Origin of the sequence: Chryseobacterium soldanellicola (assembly GCF_900100115.1) — a bacterium.
GTDB classification, from domain to species: Bacteria; Bacteroidota; Bacteroidia; order Flavobacteriales; family Weeksellaceae; genus Chryseobacterium; species Chryseobacterium soldanellicola.
Window position 1 is genome coordinate 413500 of sequence record NZ_FNKL01000002.1, and the last position, 20487, is coordinate 433986.

Sequence of the window (20487 nt, forward strand, 5' to 3'; positions counted from 1 at the left end):
ACTCTCTTTCTCTTATCTATATTTTTTATCTCGGCAATCTGCTCGCTCTTTTCAAAAGCTCTTGGTTGATTTCGTTGATCAATTCCGGACCTTCGTAGATAAATCCTGTGTATAATTGAATCAAACTTGCACCGGCATCCAGTTTTTCGATGGCATCTTTTGCAGTATGAATTCCTCCAACCCCGATAATCGGAAAAGCTCTGTTGCTTTTTTCAGAAAGAAAACGGATAACTTCTGTTGATCTTTTGGTTAAAGGTTTTCCGGAAAGCCCACCCATTTCAGATTTATTTTTTGAATTTAATCCTTCTCTTGAAAGTGTCGTGTTTGTAGCGATTACGCCCGCGATTTTTGTCTCTTTTACAATATCTATGATGTCTAAAAGCTGATCATCAGACAAATCCGGAGCAATTTTCAATAAAATAGGCTTTGGATTTGCTTTCTCTGTGTTCATTTGCTGTAAAGTTCCCAAAAGCTGAGTTAAAGGTTCTTTATCCTGCAATTCTCGAAGATTTGGAGTGTTTGGCGAGCTCACATTTACGACAAAATAATCTACGTAAGGAAATAATTTTTCGAAACAAATTTTGTAGTCGTTTACCGCTTCTTCATTAGGCGTTACTTTATTTTTTCCGATGTTTCCACCGATAAGAACGTTTTTATTTTTCTTTAATCTTTCAACGGCCGCGTCTACGCCTTCATTATTAAAGCCCATTCTGTTAATAATTGCAGAATCTTCTTTTAAACGGAAAAGTCTTGTTTTTTCGTTCCCAGGCTGGCCTTTTGGCGTTAAAGTTCCGATTTCTACAAATCCGAAACCTAAATTAGAAAGCTCTTCAAAAAGCACTGCATTTTTATCAAAACCCGCAGCAAGACCCACAGGATTTTTAAATTTCAACCCAAAAACTTCTCTCTCAAGTCTTTTATCTACAATGGGTTTTGGAAGAAAAAGCTTCGTTAAAAAAGGGAAATTTTTAAGCATCGAAAAAGTAAAATAATGAACTTCTTCTGGATCAAATTTAAAAAGGATCGGGCGAATAAGCGATTTGTACATTGAAAAAAAGTTTCACAAAAATACTTATTTTAAAATTAATCTTTGATCAACACATTATATTTTTTTGATAACAAATATCCCCGAATGTCATCCTGGAAGGATCCAGATACGAATCTTTCCAAATTAACTTCTAATAACTTTGCTGAAATCCTTTCAGGATGACAAACTTTATGGTAAAAATGTAAAAACTACGAATACGAAGTCAAATCGAAATTCAAAATATCCCCTACTCTCTTGAATTCATCATCTATAGCAGCATTTACCGTAATTCTTTCGTTAGAAACAGGATGATTAAAAATCAATTGATGAGCGTGAAGTGTCATTTTGTTGATCTCAAATGTTTCCAGCCACAATTTATTCTGTTTATTGCAACCGTGTTTGCGGCAGCCTAAAATCGGATGTAAAATATGCTTAAAATGTTTTCTCAGCTGATGAAATCTTCCCGTTTCCGGGATAGCTTCAACCAAGCAGTATCTTGAAGTCTGATGTTTTAAAAAAGGTAAATCTATTTCCGAAGTCTGCAAACGATGATAATAGGTAATGGCGTTTTGTTTGACCTCATCTTCGTTAATTAAATCATAATCGATCGTTTCTTCTTCTTTCGTCCAGCCACGAAGAATGGCAATGTATTTCTTTTCTACTTCTCGTGATGCAAACTGATCGCTCATACTTCTTAAGGTTTCTTTATCTAAAGTGAACAGCAAAACACCCGACGTTTTTCGGTCTAAACGATGCACAGGATAAACTTTTTGCCCGATCTGTTTTTTCAACTCCTGAATGGCATACGTATCTGCTGCTCCGGAATAAAAAGATTTATGAACCAATAATCCGCTTGGCTTGTTGATGGCAATGAGATGTTCGTCGCAATAAAGAATTTCTAACATGGGACAAAAGTAGAGGTTTTCGATTTATTTACTCCTAAACACATTGAAAATCCTGCAGCAAGCTTTAAAATTCACATTATTCTTCAAATTTCAAATGATTATTGAAAAAGGGTAACATCTGATTTTCAATTCGCCCGTTTTCTTTGCTGACCTCGCTTCCGTGCGTTCCGATATATTCTTCGGCTTCATGTTTTATTTTAAGCATTTCAAGGTTTTTGCTTAAATTCATACAACTTGGCGGAATGTGTCTTAATTCGTCATTCCTTCCCCAATCGAATTTTATCGCTTTTAATTTTTTAATGTTTTCATATTGTGTAAAAACCAATTCCGAGGTAGAGTTTTTCTTAAGCTCTTCTGCAACGGAAGCATTTATTTTTAATTCATCTCCTTCAAAAGAAAAGGGTAAATCTGCAAAAAAAGGCGGTTTATCTTCATTTCCGTTGTAGGCTCTTGCGATGGCAAAAATGATATTCGTTCTTGCATTTTCAGGTTTTGAAAGATCTTTTACTTCCTTAATATTTTTCAGATTTTTATATGAATCAATTTCTGTCAAAGCAAAATACCGAACATCCAGAATTCCGGGAGATAGGGCATAAACAGACGAAAAAACTTCCGGATGAAGAAATGCATTTCGCAACGCCCCATTTCCGCCCATTGAATGCCCAGAAATTCCGCGGCTGTCTTTATTAGCAATTGTTCTGTAATTTTTATCAATAAAATCCACCAGCTCCAAAGATGTGAAATCTGACCAGTTTCCTGAAGATTTTGAATTGGCATAAAAGCTTCCTTTGAAAACTGTGCTTTCATCCGGCATTACTACTATCACAGGTTTTATTTTCTTTGAATTGATCGCACGATCGATGATATGATTGATTTTATCACTGTTTACCAACAAACTGTCGCTCCAGAAAAAGCCATGCAAATAATAAATGACAGGGTATTTTTTCGAAGATTTGTCATAATCCGGCGGAAGATAAACCGAAATTCTCCTTTTAGGATGTTCTCCGGCTTTGTTGTTTAAAGTTTTTGCCGTGATGTAAGTCGTAACCACTTTTCCTTCCGGAATTTGTTGAGCCCATAACAACTGAGTCAGCAAAACAAAAACTAATCGTAAAAAACCGGATTTTTTCATTGTAAAACTTTTAAGTGAAACAAATTTCGTTAAATTGTCTCAAAAAAAGACAATAATGTGTTAAAATTTATTTTTTGTGTGATTAGCCCTGATTGAACGGCATGTTTGAGCTCATTTTCAGGGTTTTGGGGCGGCGGCGTAGCCGCCGCCCCAAAACCCTGAAAATAGCGAGTAGAGAAAGCAGGTTCCCGGCTCCTGAAAATTTTAATTCTTAAAGCCTGAACGGATCTCCGGTAAATTTCTTTACATTCGTAAAACAGGAATGTCTAAAAATTATGGAAAAATATTTTAGCTTTTTCGTAACGCTGGCAATTATTTCTATTGTCATACTAGCACTTACATTAGCTGCTACAGATCCTGAAAAACACAGAACGATAAGAATACTTTTATTGATTATTGCCGCATTCTATTGATTGTTGGTTTAGGCGGTTGCCTTTTAATGACGATATCCAATGTAGGTTCTTCCCGATATTAATATTTTCCCGATAAAAAACATTATTTTTGCACTTCAGACGTTAAAAAATTATGGCAAAGCAAGAAGATGTTTTCAAGAAAGTGATTTCTCACGCTAAAGAATATGGTTTTATTTTTCCTTCGAGTGAGATCTACGACGGTTTATCCGCAGTTTATGATTATGGACAAAACGGTGCCGAACTAAAAAATAATATCAAGCAATATTGGTGGAAAGCGATGGTACAGCTTAACGAAAATATTGTAGGTATCGATTCGGCGATCCTTATGCACCCGACAACATGGAAGGCATCGGGCCACGTAGACGCTTTCAACGATCCATTGATTGACAATAAAGATTCTAAAAAACGTTTCAGAGCAGACGTTTTGGTGGAAGATTACTGTCTGAAAATTGAAGAAAAAGAGAATAAAGAAATTGAAAAGGCAGCAAAAAGATTTGGTGATTCTTTCGATAAGGCTCAATTTGAAGCTACCAATCCAAAAGTTTTGGAATACAGAGCAAAAAGAGAGACTATTCTTTCAAGATTGGCAAGATCATTGGAAAATGAAGATCTTGCTGATGTAAAAGCTTTAATTGAAGAACTGGAAATTGCTGATCCTGATACAGGTTCTAAAAACTGGACGGAAGTAAGACAATTCAACCTGATGTTCGGAACTAAATTAGGTGCTTCTGCAGATTCTGCGATGGATCTTTATTTAAGACCAGAAACAGCTCAGGGTATTTTCGTTAATTTCTTAAACGTACAGAAAACTTCACGTCACAGACTTCCTTTTGGTATTGCACAGATAGGAAAAGCATTTAGAAATGAGATTGTTGCGAGACAATTTATTTTCAGAATGCGTGAATTCGAACAAATGGAAATGCAATTTTTCGTTGCTCCGGGAACTGAACTTGAATTCTACGAACAATGGAAGCAAAAACGTCTTAACTGGCACTTGGCTTTAGGTTTAGGAAATGAAAATTACAGATTCCATGATCATGAGAAATTGGCTCACTATGCCAATGCTGCAGCTGATATTGAGTTTAATTTTCCGTTTGGATTTAAAGAACTGGAAGGTATTCACTCAAGAACAGATTTTGATTTAAAAGCTCACGAAAAATTCTCTGGAAGAAAACTTCAGTTCTTCGATCCGGAAAGAAATGAAAACTACGTTCCTTACGTTGTAGAAACTTCTGTAGGTTTAGACAGATTATTCCTTTCTATATTCTCTCATTGTCTAAAAGATGAAGTTTTGGAAGATGGTTCGGAAAGAACGGTTTTATCTTTACCTCCGGCTTTAGCGCCAATTAAAGCAGCTATTCTTCCGTTAATGAAAAAAGACGGTTTGGCAGAATATGCAGAAAATATTTTCAATGATTTAAAATACGATTTCAACTTATTCTACGAAGAAAAAGATGCGATCGGAAAACGTTACAGAAGACAGGACGCGATCGGAACGCCTTACTGTATCACTGTAGACCACGATTCGCTTACGGATCACACAGTTACGATCAGAGACAGAGACACGATGCAGCAGGAAAGAATTCCTGTTTCCGAGTTGAGAAGGATCATCGATGAGAAAACAAACTTCAGAAATTTACTTTCTAAAATATAATCTAAAAGCCTTGAGAAATCAGGGCTTTTTTCATACACTTTTTTTGAATAGATTTGTTTTTAAACTAATCCAAATCAAAATATATGTGGCTCATTATATTACAAGGCTTTTTAATCATTCTCATTATTGCTGTTATCCTCATCTATATTCTCGGATACGGCTATCTGTTCAATGGAATTTCAAAAACATATTTAAGAGGTAAATCAAGCGCCAATATTGATGACGGAAAATTTTTCTCCAGCAATATCATCGCTACCGAAAGTCCGAAGCTTTGGGAAGAAGCCTCTGAATATAATAAAACAGAATTACCGAAAAACATAGTTGATGATTTAATTCATTCCAACACGGCTTCTTTTTTGGTTGTAAAAGATGGAAAATTAATTCACGAACAATACTGGAACGGCTATAATCAGCTTTCAAAAACCAATTCTTTTTCCATGGCAAAGGCTGTAACGGTGATGCTTTTAGGAAAAGCCTTGGAAGAAGGAAAAATCAAAAATATTAACGCTAAATTCTCTGATTTTTTTGAAGAATTTAATGATAAGGAATTCGGAAAAGATTTAACTCTAAAAAATTTAGCTCAAATGGAAGCCGGTTTAAACTGGGATGAAAATTATAAAAATCCGTTTTTACCGAATGCCAAAGCTTATTACGGGAGAAGTCTTATGAGGGCTACTTTTTCAAGAAAATTTAAACAAAATCCGGGCACAAAATTTGAATATCAGAGCGGTTCGACACAATTATTGGGATTTGCCGTGAGAAAGGCAATTAACCAATCTCTGGCAAGTTATTTATCCGAAAAATTCTGGATTCCGTTGGGAATGGAACAAAATGCCGAATGGAGCACCGATGAAAGCGGAATGGAGAAAACCTACTGCTGCATCCACTCCAATACGAGGGATTTTGCAAAAGTGGGACAGTTATTTTTAGATAACGGAAAAGTTGATGGCCAACAAATTCTGGATCCTGATTTTATTGAAAAAATGAAAACTCCAACCCAAAAATCCGGAGAAATCTACGGAATGGGCTTCTGGATCAATAACGACAATCCTATCAAACATTATTATTTCTTGGGACTTCAGGGGCAGTATATTATCATGATTCCGGAGCACAATATGGTGATCGTAAGAACCGGAAGCTACAACAATCTTCCTAAAACAGACAGAGGAAGACCGGATCAGGTGAAATTTCTTGTGAATGAAACCGTAAAATTATTTCAATAAAAAATGGAAAAATACAGCTCAAAAGTCGATGAATACATTGAAAAATCTCAGGATTTTGCAAAGCCGATTTTAAATTATCTCCGTGAAACCGTTCACGAATTCTGTCCGGATGCGGAGGAGGCTATGAAGTGGAGCTTTCCGAATTTTATGTATAAAAGTAAAATTCTTTGCTCGATGGCTTCATTTAAACAACATTGTACCTTCGGATTCTGGCTTGAAAAGGAAATGAAAACCATGCAGGAAATCACAAAAGATATTGAGAAAAACTCAATGTTCAGTTTAGGAAAAATTACTAAAATTGAAGATCTCCCCTCAAAACCTCAGTTTAAAAAAGCAATCAAAGAAGCAATGGAATTAACGGACATGGGTGTTACCATGAAAAAAGCAGCTCCGTCTAAAACCGAAATTGAAGTTCCTGATGAGTTTCAAAATGTTTTAAATCAAAACAAAAAAGCATTGGAAGTTTTCGAAAAATCATCGTCTTCTTACCGAAAAGAATACATCATGTGGATCACGGAAGCCAAAACTGAAGCAACGCGAAATAAAAGAATGACACAAGCCATAGAATGGATCTCTGAAGGCAAAGGAAGAAACTGGAAATATGAAAAAAAGTGATTTTTTGAGTTATAAATGACGAGCTATAATTTGAATTTTTTAATTCTAAACTAAACTTTTAGTGGAAACGGAAATTTGCTTCTGTCAGCGTATTATTTTTCAAAAATGCTTCATATTCCGGAGAGAGCTGTGCGCGGCCAAAGGTATTTTCACCACTCATGCTTCCGAGACGGACTTTATCTTTTCCATATTTTTTATTCATCGCATCCATCGCCTTCATTACCGGTAAATGCTGATTTTGAGCATCTTCTTCAAAAAGACTGATCAGCCTTTGATCTTCAGGCACAAAATCATTAACGATCACTCCCGCTTTTTTGTAATGAAAACCTTCTTTAAAAATACTTTCAAATAGCTCATTTACGACTCTGCCAATGAGAATTGAAGAGTTGGTGGGGTTTGAAAGCACTTTTGTAACGGCATTTCTATATTCCGGCAGATCTTTTCGAAAACGGTTGGTCTGCACAAAAACCGTAATCATTTTACAGCAGGTATTTTGTTTTCTTAGTCGCTCAGAACAGTACATTCCGAAAGTCTCCACACGCTCGCGGACGTCTTCTTTTTTCGTCAGCATTTCCATGAAGCTCCGGGTAACGGCGATCGATTTTTTAGGCGACGGGCTGTCAAGTTCTAACTGACGGATTCCTTTCAGTTCATTAATCATTCTCACCCCGTGGATTCCCATGATTTTACGAACCCACATTTCAGGCTTCTGAAGCAGATCCCAGGCTTTGTAAACTCTGCTGTCATGCATTTTTGCGGCAAGCCTTCGCCCGATGCCCCAAACGTCACCTATATCAAGCCATTTTAAAGCTTTTTCAATTTTTTCGGGAGTGTCTAAACTATAAACTCCGTGAAATTTATCCGGAAAGTCTTTAACAATTCTGTTCGCGACTTTGCATAAGGTTTTGGTCGGTGCAATTCCGATACTTACAGGAAGATTTTCTTTATCTTTAATTTCATTTTTGATTTTAACACAGTAGTCATAGATATTAATGTATTTAAAACTTGTTAGATTTAAAAATAATTCATCGATGCTGTACACCTCAAAATCAGCTTTGTCAACATATGCCGTCGAAATCTCTATAACACGCTGACTTTTAAAATTATATAATTCAAATTTTGCAGAAAAGCTTTTCACATCATGTTTTCTGAAGAGTTCTTTATATTTAAACGCAGGAGCCGCCATAGGAATTCCCAAATCTTTTGCTTCCTTGCTTCGGGACACAACACAACCGTCGTTGTTGGAAAGTACCACAACGGGTTTATTTTCAAGTGTAGGATCCAAAGTTCTTTCACAGGAAACAAAGAAATTATTGCAATCTACTAAGGCGTACATGATTCTATTCTGAACATTTGATCTACAAAATTATAACATTTAAAATGGAATATTATGGTAAATTTAAATTTTAACATTAATTTTAATTAATTGAATATCAAAGCATTAAATTATTTTAAATACGTCAAGTTTTGTCGTAATCTGTTTTTATCTTTGTTTTCCAAAACACTAAAAAAATTGAAATATGGATACAATAACCTTACAAAGAATTGAAAAGCTTCATCCTCTGGTAAGAGAAGAAGTGAAGCAAATTATTAATGAATGTGATGCAGCTCTCACCGGAAAAGCAAAGGTGAGAGTCACACAAGGGCTGAGAAGTTTTGAAGAGCAGGAAAAGCTATACGCGATCGGAAGAATCACAGCCGGAAAAAAAGTAACAAACGCCAAAGCCGGACAAAGTATTCACAATTATGGTCTGGCGGTTGACATTTGTTTAATCATTAACGGAAAAACCGCAAGCTGGGATACCGCAAAAGACTGGGACAACGACAAAGTTGCCGACTGGTACGAATGTGTAAAAATTTTTGCCAGACATGGCTGGGATTGGGGTGGAAACTGGAAGACCTTCAAAGACCTTCCCCACTTTGAAAAAAAGAGCATTCCAACCAAAAAAGGTGTCATAAAAACAAGCTGGAGAAAATTAGCTAAAATGCCTAGAGATAAGGAAAACTATGCCATATTTTAATTCTCTTTTAGTTGAATTTATTTTTTAATACGACGAGTTTTGTCGCTTTCCCGATCTACCTTTGCTTTACAGAAAAACACCAAAAGCAATTACAATAATAAGCTGAAACCAATAGACATTTTTTCGGAAATCTATTGGTTTTAGTTGTCTAAAGTAGCCAGGTATTTTCCTGTAAAAGTAAAAATCGCATGAAAAAGACAACCATTCTTTCTTTAGACGGAGGCGGGATAAGAGGTATCATTACCTGCATTATTTTACGCTACATAGAGGAGCAGCTTCAGATTCTTGATAAACCGGGCGCAAAGCTCGGGGATTATTTTGATCTGGTTGCTGGAAGCAGCACAGGAGCTTTGATTGCTTCAATCATTTTATGCCCTGACGAACACCGCAAAGCAAAATATTCGATCCAAAAAGGATTGGAATTGTATGCTGAAAAAGGTGGTAATATATTTCAGGTTTCTTTTTGGGAGAAATTGATCAACCCATTTGGTTTGTTGAACGAAAAAATCTCTCAGGAGGCCCTTGAAAAAAATTTGAATGACTTTTTTGGAAATTTAGAATTAAAAGAATTAATAAAACCCTGCTTAATAACAAGTTACGACATAGAAAACAGAAGAGCAAAACTGTTTAATTCATGTAAAGCAAATTTGAGCACAGATAATTTTTATGTAAAAGATGTTTGCAGAGCGACCTCAGCGGCGCCGACTTATTTTAGTCCGGTTCAGATTAAATCGATGTACGGACAGATCTTCAGCTTAATCGATGGCGGAATGTTTGCCAACAACCCTGCGCTTTGCGCGTATGCCGAAGCCAGAAAAACACCTTTTGCGGAAGTGTTGAAAAATCATCAGAAAGCCAACCACCCAACGGTTAACGACATGATTGTCATTTCTATCGGAACGGGAATTGAGGCGAGATCCTATTCGTTCAAAAAACTGGAAAAAGCCGGAAAAATAGGTTGGGTAAATCCTATTATCGATATTTTGATGTCTGCAAATGCTGAAACAGTTGATTATCAAATCGCTCAAATGTTTCAGACATTAGGACAGAGAAATCAGAAAAATTATTTTCGACTAAATCCTTCGTTGAAGAACGCTTCTCCTGCTATGGATAACGTTACAAGGGCTAATATCGAAAATCTGATACAGGCCGGCTTGAGCTATGTTGATGACAACAGAGAAACTTTAAACCAGATTGCCCAGAAATTAATCAGGAATAAAATATAAGCTTTTTTGCTTATAAAGTATTAATATAAGCTTAAAAACTTATATTTTAAAAATTAAAAATATTTTCAAATACACGTCAAGTTTTGTCGTCTCCGGATTCTACTTTTGTAGTATAAACAAAGACACAAAAATCAATCATTAAAACTTTAAAAATAACCTTGAATTCTACATTTAAAAATGTCGGACAGCCCGAAATATGTTCAAAAACTAACCCGAATTTTAAAACACACAACATGGAAACACCAAATCACAATCCAGATACAATCTTCGATGAAGAGCTTTATACCATTGAGTGGAGCGACATCGAAAACGCAGAGATAGACTATGAAAACTATCTCGATGACATTGAAAATTTCTTCCGGGAAGATTTTGAAAACGATGCTTTGGAAGAAGCAATTTATTAAACTAAATTTTTAAACACGCCAGTTCTGTCGCTCTCCAATATTACTTTTGAGGTATCCGTAAAAAGACACTAAACAATCATTAAAGCCTTTTAAAAACCTTTGAATTCACCATTCACAAAATGTTGGACAGCCAGAACTGTGTTTAAAAATTAATCACAAATAATAACCGTAAAAATGAAACAAAATTAATCAGCAAAGTGGAATTTGGCTTAAACCACTTAAAAAAACAGCCTTCCTATTAATCTTTTAATTAACCAAACAAAATTTATGAAAACAAAAGAAGAATTGAAGCTCTATTTTGAAAACGGAGACCAACCAAAACAGGAACATTTCTGGCATTGGCTGGATTCTTATTGGCACAAAGAGGAGAAAATTTCCCAAAATTCAATTGGTTTTGTAGAAAAAATCTGTCCTTTAATTGTTAATGACGAATTTAAGGGATCTTATCTTTCCGTAACAATACCGGATAATGTAAAGAAAATTGCAGATTATGCATATTTATATTACGGTTTTGTTGCTCAGGTTTTTGAACTAAATCTTAATGAAGGTCTTATAGAAATCGGGCAGAATGCATTTAATGGACAAAATATAAAAAAAATCATAACGCCTTCAACTTTAAAAATTGTTCAGCCTTATGCATTTTACAATCAAGTGAATACTTATAACAGTCAGGATTCATTAGAATCTATTGTTTTAAATGAGGGCTTAACAACTGTTGGGGAAAAGGCATTTAACTGCTCCGCGGCATCTGTTATTAAAAATTTAGATATTCCAAGCACAGTACGATCTGTAGGACAAAATGCATTTGCAATACCATCTCTTGAAACCGTTTCTGCACCGGCAGGATTAGATTTGAGAAACTCAGGAATTCCGGCTACGGCAACAATTACATACAGAGGAACAGAGCCTCTTCAAAGCTAAAAATCTAAATCATGAAAACAAAAGAAGAACTAAAGCTCTATTTTGAAAATGGAGACCAACCAACACAGGAACATTTCTGGCAATGGCTGGATTCTTACTGGCATAAGGAGGAGAAAATTGACATGACAAAAATCACCGGACTGGAAAATGGGCCTCGCGCCAATGACTTTTATGCGGCAATCGATGAAAACGGAGACGCTTCCATAGCACACATACAAAAAAGAAGGATATTTATTAAGCCCGGCACACTAAGAATTCCCGAAAACTTCGCCATGAGCCTGGCAATATCAGAAATAAGCATCCCTGACAGCGTTATAGATATTGGTTCATATGCTTTTAGCAGTTCTCTTTTTACTTCTTTAAAGCTTCCTAAAGGCATTACGGTGGTGAATGAAGGTGTTTTTGCATACGGCGCATTACTATCCTTAGAGATTCATGATCATATTACTGAAATTAAAGACCTTGCCTTTGCCGGAAATAAATTAACCGAAGTAACAATCCCCGGAAGTGTTTTGAGAATAGGCCATCAGGCGTTCAATTACAATCCTATCCGTTCTGTGATTTTAGGAGAAAATACAGGCTATTATTCTGATTCTTTCAGTGCTGAAACCGAGGTCTCCGGAGGCCGTCTTATCAGTTAAATTTTAAATCAATTAAAAATGAAATCAAAACAAGAATTAAAACAATATTTTGAAAATAATGACATTCCAAAGCAGGAAGAATTTTGGGAATGGCAGGACTCTTACTGGCATAAGGATGAAAAAATTCCGGCAGATAAAGTAGACTTAGATCTTTCTCAAAAAGCAGATCTGGTAAGCGGTAAAGTTCCTGCAAGACAGCTCCCAAGCTATGTGGATGATGTACTTGAGTTTGGCTCACTTTCTGAGTTGTCGGCACAAGGTGAATCAGGAAAAATATACATCACTACAGATAATGACAAGCTCTACCGATGGACCGGAACCAGGTATGTGGATATTACCCAGGATGATGCCGGAACATTACAAACGGTAACCGAAAGAGGAAGTTCTACCGACAAATATCTTAATGTGCAAGGTGTTCCTTTTGGGGGATCTTCACAAATGGAAAATATTCTTATTGGCGGGGATATTTCTATTCTCAATCAACAGGCTAATTATACAATATCAATCGGTAAAAACTCTAATCCTTCGGGTACAGACAATGTTGTTGTCGGGTATGCTTCAATTACTCAAAATGACAGCAGTAGCATTGGAAATGTTGTTGTCGGAAACTACGCCATGCAACAAGCTCAAGGAGCAAGTGAAAATGTGGTTATTGGATATAATGCTTTTCTTAATGCAACAAACTCTTACGGAAATACTATTGTCGGAACATATTCAGGAGCAGGATATGGATCAGGATCGAGTCTGAATATTATTCTCGGATGCAATTCCGGGGGATTAGCCTCCAATTCATTCAACAACACAATTATCGGAAATTTTAACCTTTTTGGAAACACCGTTTTACAAAATAAATTATTTATCGGCAATAATGTAAGCGGCGGCCTGCTCACGTTATCTCAGGGTTTGATCTCAGGAGATTTCGTCGACAGATATGTAAACATTAACGGTAAATTTTCAGTTACTCCCGGAAAAATGCCTTCTGCAGACAGCAGTTACACCAAAAATATCGTAGCAAAACCGGATGGAACTTTTGGCTGGGAAAATAAAATAGAAACAATACCATTATCCGGCACTATTACAAATAAACCTTTGACAGGCTCAATCGAATATAAAGGTGGCGATACGACAGGAAGAAATTCATTTGGCTTCTATAGCAAATCAGCGAATGAAACATCGGGGTTTGATATACAGGATGACGGAGCTTTAACGCCTTATATGTATTTAATCGGCAACAATAATTTGATAACACAGCTATATCTATCACAAGAGCATGTTGGTATAGGATCGTCAAATCCGAATTTTTCCGGGTTAAAAGGCAATGTCTATTATGGCGATCATTATATGGATGAAAGCTACGTCCAAAAGAAATATGTAGACAAAAAATTATCTTATTCCAGAACTGAAGTAAAAACCGGCGGAACATGGATCAACGGAAAACCTATCTACAGAAAAACAGTTGTATTTGATAGCATTCCTTCAAACGGAGAAATTGATCTTACTGTTGATTTCCAGGATATGGAAATGATTGTTTCAAACCAAATGTTTACAGAATGGTATGCCAGAGATGTTGCCTTTGCAGGCAATCAATGGAGAGGACAGACTTTTTTCACTTTACAGCTAGATATGATTAAGATTGAGGATGTCAACAGCATAAATTATTCTCAAATCGATTCCTTCACCCTTACCCTTGAATACACAAAAACAACCGATTAATCACTTAAAAACAAAATAGTAAAATGGCAACAGAAAATACAAAAAACAACGCTTCACAAACCCTTTTCAGATTTGTAAGCTTAAGAAACCCACAATTAACAGAAACTAAAAAAGAAAACCTCGGATTTATCCTGAGACCATCCCAGCTTCCGAGCGCATTTGACTCAATTATCAACCCTAATGATACGGCACTTGCTAAATTCCAGACTCTGGAGCGTGCTGCAAAGAATTTTAATCCTACAGTTTACGAAACCGAATTACAAATTGAAGAAGGCGACTTGTCTGAAGCTTTAAAAATCGGTAGAAAAATTTCAAAAAGAGAAACCATCTCAGCTGCCGATGAAAATACAGCAAAAAGCTTATACAATACGGCGAGTATTCAGGCTAAAATACCGGCACTTTGGGATAATCTAATGTATCAAACCGTTACAGAAAAGAATTTTTATGTAAAAGAAGCTTTGGTTCATATTTTAAAGGCTCTTCATTTCGGATATGCTTGTGATTTACCTGTAACTCCTGAGCTTATTAAAATCAATGGCGAAGATCTGAAAGCCAAGGCTTTGGAAGCGAGAGTCGTATTACCCATGAAATTTTTTGGCGACGGATACGAAGGTGTAGGTTCGGGTTCAGGATCAGGATCCGGTTCTACAAATAATACATTCCAGGTGAATGTATCTAAAATTGGAGATGGAATCATTAACGGAAACGATATTCCGCTTTCAATTCAACATCAGTTAACAGCTGAAGGTGATAAAATTACAGAATTATCAAAGCTTAATTTTGAAAAAGAAGGAATTATAAAATTAAAAGCTGAGTTAGAAAAAATTCAGACGGTTTATGTAAAAGCTAAAAACAAGGCTTACGAGCTTGCCCTTGCAGCCTATAAGGAACAATATAACGAAGAAATAAACGCCTACAATCTACAGCTTGAAGAAATCGAGTCACAAATCAGGGAAGGAATGACGGAAGATCAGATTGAAGCATTGTATGCAAATCTTCAGCCTTTAGAAATTCCTCCTTTCACATTCGTTTTTAAAGATGAGCTTAATTTTGAGGATTTTAAAGCAAAACTTTCATTAGATTCTTTAAAATTATATGTCAGTATTTTCACTGAACTGGAAAGTGGGGAAATTCCTGCAGACGGATTTGACTTTTCAAACAGTATCGTAATATCCGACAGAAAATTAAAACTGGGCAGTGCGGTTGTTGAAATGATTGATTTCTATGACACGTATGTTGAAGTTTTTGAAAAATTAGACGAAGAGCTATCTTCAACGGTTCAGCAATTATTTCAGAAATCACCGCTTCAGGAGCAGAAATACCTTAACCTTGGGAATATTTTAGTTCCCGTAAGTAATTCAAGGAGTAATCTTTCACAAATTATTTCAAGAACATATTATCTAAAAGCGAGCTATGACCCGATTTATTCAAGAACTCCCGCTTCTTTTACTTTTTATTATCAGGCAGAAAGCAATTCTTACGCCTTAGGCTCGGCAAAAGTAACTGCTATTACAGATTTCGGAACATTTGATGAAACCTATTCTAATATCGGAATTGTAGACAATAAGGTAACATTCCCTCCTATTTTAGTTGATAAATTCGGGAAAATAATCAGATCATTAAAAATTCAGATTTTCTTTAACAATGGTAAACAGGCAACTGTAGAATACACCGATGTTATTATTGGCCAGCCTTATACGGGAATTTTATACACTGAAGAATCATCTACAGAAGAACCCGAAAATCCGGAAGAAGGAGGCCAGACGCCTCAGCCGGGAGCATTTTATCCGAAACACTTCGGGGTAAAAAGATTGGGTATTGCAGATTATTTGAAAGTTGTACAAACTACTCATGCCTACGTTCCGGGTGAAGTTACTCATATTGAGAATGTAATGGCAAAAGAGTTTAAGCAAAAGTCTACAAGAAGATTAAGAAGAAGTGAAATCCAAACCACAACTTCAAAATCTACTGAAAGGGAAACTCTGAATGACACAACTACCACAACAAGAAATGATATGCAGTCTGAAATAGCTAATATCATTCAGCAAGATATTAATGCTGAAGCCCATTTTAGATATGGAGGCGGAAGTAAACCATTCGAAGTCGGCGGAAGTTTTGCCTCTCACAACTCTAAAGAAACAAGTACAAGACAAGCTGTTGCAAAATCTCAGGAAATCACAGAAAAAGCAACAGAAAGACTCCTTACGAAAGTAGCAGAGGAGAGAATCGAAAAAATTATTGAAGAATTCGAAGAAAACAATGCCCATGGTTTCGACAACAGAAATGGCGACAAGCATGTAATCGGCGTTTACAGATGGGTGGATAAGAAAATTAAAAATCAGATTTACAACTATGGTAAGCGTACCATGTTTGAATTTATGATCCCTGAGCCTGCAAAATTACACCGTTTGGCAACTGCCGCTACTGTAACAGAAACATTGACAGCGCCTATTGATCCTAGAACTGCCCCACAACCATGGACAATGGCAGATCCTAAGTCGGCTTCATTAGACCAATTACAGCATTGGGCTAGTATTTATAATGTGAAACTGACTGAGCTGATAGAATCAACCAAAAAATTCACCACCGGCGTACAGTGGATCAAATTAAATGGAGACGGAGGCTATAAGCATTTAACGATTGACATTCCTGCAAATTACCAGGCAAGCCATGTGAAAATGTGGTACGGATTCGAAAGAAACAGATCGGGAGGAAGCTCTTTATCTACAAGTAATTTTAGTGGGGGCATGGCTTCTTTCCCTAATAGCGGCCGCTCCATAGATGCTATCGCTGAATTTTCTCCACAAAATGTTACAGGAAGCTATGATTTTGTTTATCAGGGCTCAAATATTGACTCTGTAAATTTCAATTTTGAAGTTACCTGCAAACTTTCTGATGCGTATATGAATGCCTGGAAACAGGAAAACTTTGATGCTATTATCAAAGCTTATCAAGAAGCTTATGCAGAATTCCAGGAGAAGAAAAAAGAACTGGAAGCAACGGCAAAAGAACAGGAAGAAGCCAATAAGGAAAAACTGTCCAACTTCTACCGTGATATGGAAAGAGTAATTATTAAACACAACTGTATCGCTTACTTGCTTCAGGATTATTCCGCACTAGGTAGAAACCTTACCAATAATGCAAAAGCAATGCAGGATTTCAGTATTATTTTAGATGAAAACCTTGATCAGTATACCGCTTTAGCCAAGTTTATGGAACAGGCCTTCGAATGGACCATTATGGATTACACCTTCTATCCATATTATTGGGCAAACCGTGAAGAATGGCAAAATATGTACTTATCAGAAAGTGCAGATCCACTTTTCAGAAGCTTCCTACAGGCCGGTATGGCAAGAGTTATTGTGACGGTAAATCCTGGTTTTGAAGATGCAGTTCAGTTCTTCTTAACTACCGGAAGAATCTGGAATGGCGGAGAAGTTCCTGTAATCGGAGATCCGATGTACATGAGTATTGTTGATGAAATGCGTGAACCACTAGGTTTAAAACAAGGAAAAGCTTGGATTACAACATTACCAACTTCTTTAAATATTCTTCAGAAAGATTCTGCAGGACTGGTAACCACTACCGCATTACCATTCACACAAGAAAATCCTGAGGAGTTCGAAGTTCCTTCTGATGTAGTTACAGAAACTGAATTCTCAATTGTAGATTCTCAATTGAATTCCGGAGACGACAGATTTGTCGACAACATCGAACTAAATAACGGATTCCTTCAGCTCACTACAGATGACAACCCGAAAGAAGTCGTAGCCCAGCTTCCTTTAGCTGACCTTAAAGAGGCTCTTCAATAATTCTGTTTAATCATACTTAACGGGCAGAGTATAAAGCTCTGCCTTTTTATTAATCTTTAAAATTATTAAAAATGAATTTACAGGAATATTTAAATGAATCAGGCTATCCGGATAATCCTCAAAAAGAATTTCAGGATTTTTTAAGAAGCAAAAACAATATTACTTTTTCAAGATACGGAAATACTATAAGGGGTATGGATAATGTAAATCATGTTTTAAAAACAGTTCCTTTGGAAAACAGTTTAAATTCTTTATTTACAAAGCAAACATATTTTATGGATTCACATACTACCGATTACAATTCTGTAAAAACGGTTACTGATTCCGGATCAGATCCAGAGGAAATGAAAATAAAATCCGATGAATTTTATTATTATCCTAATTCAGAGAACAAAAAATTCGCTTTTGGTGTAAAAATATATATATCAAAAAGTGCTAAAAAACTAGAAGAGACCTATAAAGTTACCAAGCCTGGAACAAAAGAACTATTATTTTTTATAGAAGATAATACCGGAGATAAAACTGATTTTACATTTGGTGCAGTTCGAGTGGGAGAATATATACAAGAAAGTCTTTTGAGCACTTATGATGCACACGTTAAGAAAAATGACAGTCTTAAAGATTTTCTCATCAAAGCCTTTAAAGAGAATACAGGTCAGGATATAGACCGAAACTTTGTAGATGAACTTTTACGTTTCGGAAAAGCACAATATCCATTGCTTAGAGGTATTTCAGGAATTTATAAAGTTGTTGATTTTATCACTTTTGGTGCATTTACACAATTTACCATGGATGGGCTTAGTAATTTATTGGAAGTAGCAGTAGAATATGTCAACAAAGTAAAAATAAGTGAAGAAAGCTGGAATCCGGATGCAGAAAAGGGATTCTCTCCACTACTCTACCCTAAAGAAGCTGAAAAAGCCTTTGATAATATTGATGATGATGCCCTAAACAAGCAGATACAAAGCATTGTAAGAAGATATTCAGATAAATTAAAATCCATAGATGAATATCTTGTAGATAAACTGAAAATAGACAGCCTACGCTCCAAAAACAATGAAAAATTAGGTCTAAATGATATTGTTTATTCCGCATTTAACAGCATATATACTAAATGTCTACATATTATCAATGATCTGGAAAATTTTGATCTATCTGAAATCCTAAAAACAGGAATCCGCTCTATTAATGCCTTTGCCTGTGGAATATGGAATAGCCTTGTAGATACAATTGTCAGTTTATTGGGGATGATAAAAATGATTGTTGACACTTCTATAACCTACAAAACACTCATGAAAAATCTGGAAACCCGATTACCAAAACTAATAGAGAGAATAGAGGAAGCCTTACAAGCTTGGGAAAAATTAGATTTCAAACAATGTGTATTACATTTTATACAGAAAACACTTGAATCTAATCTTACAATAAGCATCGTAAAAGTAGCATATTACTTAGGTTGTTTTTATGGTTTTATCATCTCTGTAGTTATTGAAGTAATCATAGGTATCGTTATTTCCGGGGGAGCTCTTTCGGTAGAGGAAGTCGCAAGAAGAGTATTTCAGGAACTTTTTGGCTTGATTAGCGGTATCACAAAAGGTGCTAAAAAGGCATTTGATTTTACCCGAAAATTAACGGCTAAATCTTTTGCTAAAATGGTAGAAGGTCTGGACGCCTTAGTAGAACTCATGGAAAAAGGTACGGCCGGTATTATGAAGTTGATAGACGAAATGTACGAAATAGGTTCCAGATTAAAGGAATTTATTATTGAAGCATATCAGAAATTATTTAATACTAATGCGCGAAAAAAGCTAGAAAGTTTGGGTTTGCATCCTACTCGCTACTATAAAGGTGTATTTGATTTATGTCCAATTTCTTAAAAAATGAAATATTATGGGAATTGCAAAAAAATGCCTTAAGTTTGTAAATAAAGATGGAAAAACTAAAATAATCAGAGACAATGTTGAGATAATAAGCGACATTCCTTCTGAAGATCTTGGTTATTATATTGATGAATTATTGAATGATGCCGGAAAACAAGGAAAATCCTGGGATGATTACTTGGATAATTTTATAAAGTATGTTACAAAATTAAATTACAACTCAACTTTACAAAAGCTGAATCTCAATACAAAATTAACAAAGCAAATTGCTGCAGAAACAAATAATTTTAAAAGGTACTTTTTTAAAATTGAACAGGGAATGATTAAAACTCATAAAGGAGTCTTTGACTCAGGCGGAGAGTATATTGATTGGATAATTACTGATAATAATGAATTTTTTATAGGTCATGGTCATGCTTTTTTATCAGGAAATTCTAATACAATTAAAAATGCCGGTACAGCGATAATCAAAGAAGGCAAACTTATTTCTATTGTAAATGGAAGCGGCCATTATCTACCCAGACCAGAATATCTGGATGTTGCAATCACACATTTCAAGGAAATAAATATCATAGCTGATGAGTATAGAATTTTTAAATGGAAACCAAAAATAAAATGAAAACAGTAGAAATAAAAGTTCCTTCCACAATGAGTAATGAAGGTATAAAAGTAAAAAAATGGTATATTCGAGATAATGAAAATGTAAAAATAAATAGCCTTTTAGTAGAAATTGAAAGTGGTGATTTTTATTTGGAAATGAATTCGGATTATGCAGGTAAAGTTAAAATTTTCCTTAAAGAAGGAGAAATAGGGAAAACAAATGATATTCTCTGTACAATAACTTATTAATCTCCTTTTTAACAAACTTATCCACAAAAATAAAACACGACACCATTTGTC

The 20487-nt window shown here is 35.6% G+C and carries 17 protein-coding genes; 13 read left to right on the forward strand and 4 right to left on the reverse strand.

What is annotated here, in order from left to right; translation table 11 throughout:
- Window positions 1–25 precede the first annotated feature (25 nt).
- The 3 genes from BLT04_RS06685 to BLT04_RS06695 form a co-directional block, all read right to left on the reverse strand.
- The gene (locus BLT04_RS06685) at window positions 26–1048 is read right to left on the reverse strand and encodes a quinone-dependent dihydroorotate dehydrogenase (RefSeq protein WP_089754973.1); all 1023 of its coding nucleotides are present in this window, start codon (window positions 1046–1048) and stop codon (window positions 26–28) included.
- A gap of 188 nt (window positions 1049–1236) precedes the next feature.
- Window positions 1237–1932, reverse strand: coding sequence for a pseudouridine synthase (locus BLT04_RS06690; RefSeq protein WP_089754975.1), 696 nt, complete (start codon window positions 1930–1932; stop codon window positions 1237–1239).
- Window positions 1933–2008: 76 nt separating this feature from the next.
- Window positions 2009–3064: an alpha/beta hydrolase-fold protein gene (locus BLT04_RS06695; RefSeq protein ID WP_089754977.1), complete on the reverse strand. Its 1056-nt coding sequence runs from the start codon at window positions 3062–3064 to the stop codon at window positions 2009–2011.
- A gap of 525 nt (window positions 3065–3589) precedes the next feature.
- Here BLT04_RS06695 and BLT04_RS06700 point away from each other — a divergent pair.
- From BLT04_RS06700 to BLT04_RS06710, 3 genes are all read left to right on the forward strand, one after another.
- Window positions 3590–5131, forward strand: coding sequence for a glycine--tRNA ligase (locus BLT04_RS06700; RefSeq protein ID WP_089754979.1), 1542 nt, complete (start codon window positions 3590–3592; stop codon window positions 5129–5131).
- An 83-nt stretch (window positions 5132–5214) separates the two neighbouring features.
- On the forward strand, window positions 5215–6354 hold the full coding sequence (locus BLT04_RS06705) for a serine hydrolase domain-containing protein (RefSeq protein WP_089754981.1): 1140 nt from the start codon (window positions 5215–5217) through the stop codon (window positions 6352–6354).
- Between the two features lie 3 nt (window positions 6355–6357).
- Entirely contained in the window at window positions 6358–6969 is a 612-nt protein-coding gene (locus BLT04_RS06710) for a YdeI/OmpD-associated family protein (RefSeq protein ID WP_089754983.1), read from the forward strand.
- A 58-nt stretch (window positions 6970–7027) separates the two neighbouring features.
- Here the strand turns inward: BLT04_RS06710 and BLT04_RS06715 are convergent, their stop codons facing one another.
- A complete protein-coding gene (locus tag BLT04_RS06715) occupies window positions 7028–8305 on the reverse strand; it encodes a Y-family DNA polymerase (RefSeq protein WP_089754985.1) in 1278 nt (425 codons plus the stop codon).
- 184 nt (window positions 8306–8489) lie between these two features.
- Between BLT04_RS06715 and BLT04_RS06720 the strand changes: the two genes are divergently transcribed.
- From BLT04_RS06720 to BLT04_RS06760, 10 genes are all read left to right on the forward strand, one after another.
- Complete coding sequence (locus tag BLT04_RS06720; protein WP_089754987.1) at window positions 8490–8990, forward strand: M15 family metallopeptidase; 501 nt, start codon at window positions 8490–8492, stop codon at window positions 8988–8990.
- A 188-nt stretch (window positions 8991–9178) separates the two neighbouring features.
- Window positions 9179–10216, forward strand: coding sequence for a patatin-like phospholipase family protein (locus tag BLT04_RS06725; protein ID WP_089754989.1), 1038 nt, complete (start codon window positions 9179–9181; stop codon window positions 10214–10216).
- Between the two features lie 233 nt (window positions 10217–10449).
- Window positions 10450–10620: a hypothetical protein gene (locus tag BLT04_RS18880; RefSeq protein ID WP_170828441.1), complete on the forward strand. Its 171-nt coding sequence runs from the start codon at window positions 10450–10452 to the stop codon at window positions 10618–10620.
- A 267-nt stretch (window positions 10621–10887) separates the two neighbouring features.
- Window positions 10888–11541 (forward strand): leucine-rich repeat domain-containing protein, encoded by a 654-nt coding sequence (locus BLT04_RS06730; protein ID WP_089755544.1) that lies wholly within the window; start codon window positions 10888–10890, stop codon window positions 11539–11541.
- Between the two features lie 11 nt (window positions 11542–11552).
- Window positions 11553–12182 carry a leucine-rich repeat domain-containing protein gene (locus BLT04_RS06735; RefSeq protein ID WP_089754991.1) on the forward strand — a complete coding sequence of 210 codons (630 nt, stop codon included), beginning with the start codon at window positions 11553–11555 and terminating at the stop codon, window positions 12180–12182.
- An 18-nt stretch (window positions 12183–12200) separates the two neighbouring features.
- Window positions 12201–13895 carry an autotransporter outer membrane beta-barrel domain-containing protein gene (locus BLT04_RS06740; RefSeq protein ID WP_089754993.1) on the forward strand — a complete coding sequence of 565 codons (1695 nt, stop codon included), beginning with the start codon at window positions 12201–12203 and terminating at the stop codon, window positions 13893–13895.
- Window positions 13896–13918: 23 nt separating this feature from the next.
- Window positions 13919–17707, forward strand: a complete 3789-nt coding sequence (locus BLT04_RS06745) for a hypothetical protein (protein WP_089754995.1) — start codon at window positions 13919–13921, stop codon at window positions 17705–17707.
- Between the two features lie 71 nt (window positions 17708–17778).
- Window positions 17779–19584 (forward strand): hypothetical protein, encoded by a 1806-nt coding sequence (locus BLT04_RS06750; protein WP_089754997.1) that lies wholly within the window; start codon window positions 17779–17781, stop codon window positions 19582–19584.
- 13 nt (window positions 19585–19597) lie between these two features.
- Window positions 19598–20206: a hypothetical protein gene (locus tag BLT04_RS06755; protein WP_089754999.1), complete on the forward strand. Its 609-nt coding sequence runs from the start codon at window positions 19598–19600 to the stop codon at window positions 20204–20206.
- Window positions 20203–20436, forward strand: coding sequence for a biotin/lipoyl-containing protein (locus tag BLT04_RS06760; RefSeq protein WP_170828442.1), 234 nt, complete (start codon window positions 20203–20205; stop codon window positions 20434–20436). Before BLT04_RS06755 ends, BLT04_RS06760 begins: the two co-directional genes overlap by 4 nt.
- Window positions 20437–20487: the final 51 nt, after the last annotated feature.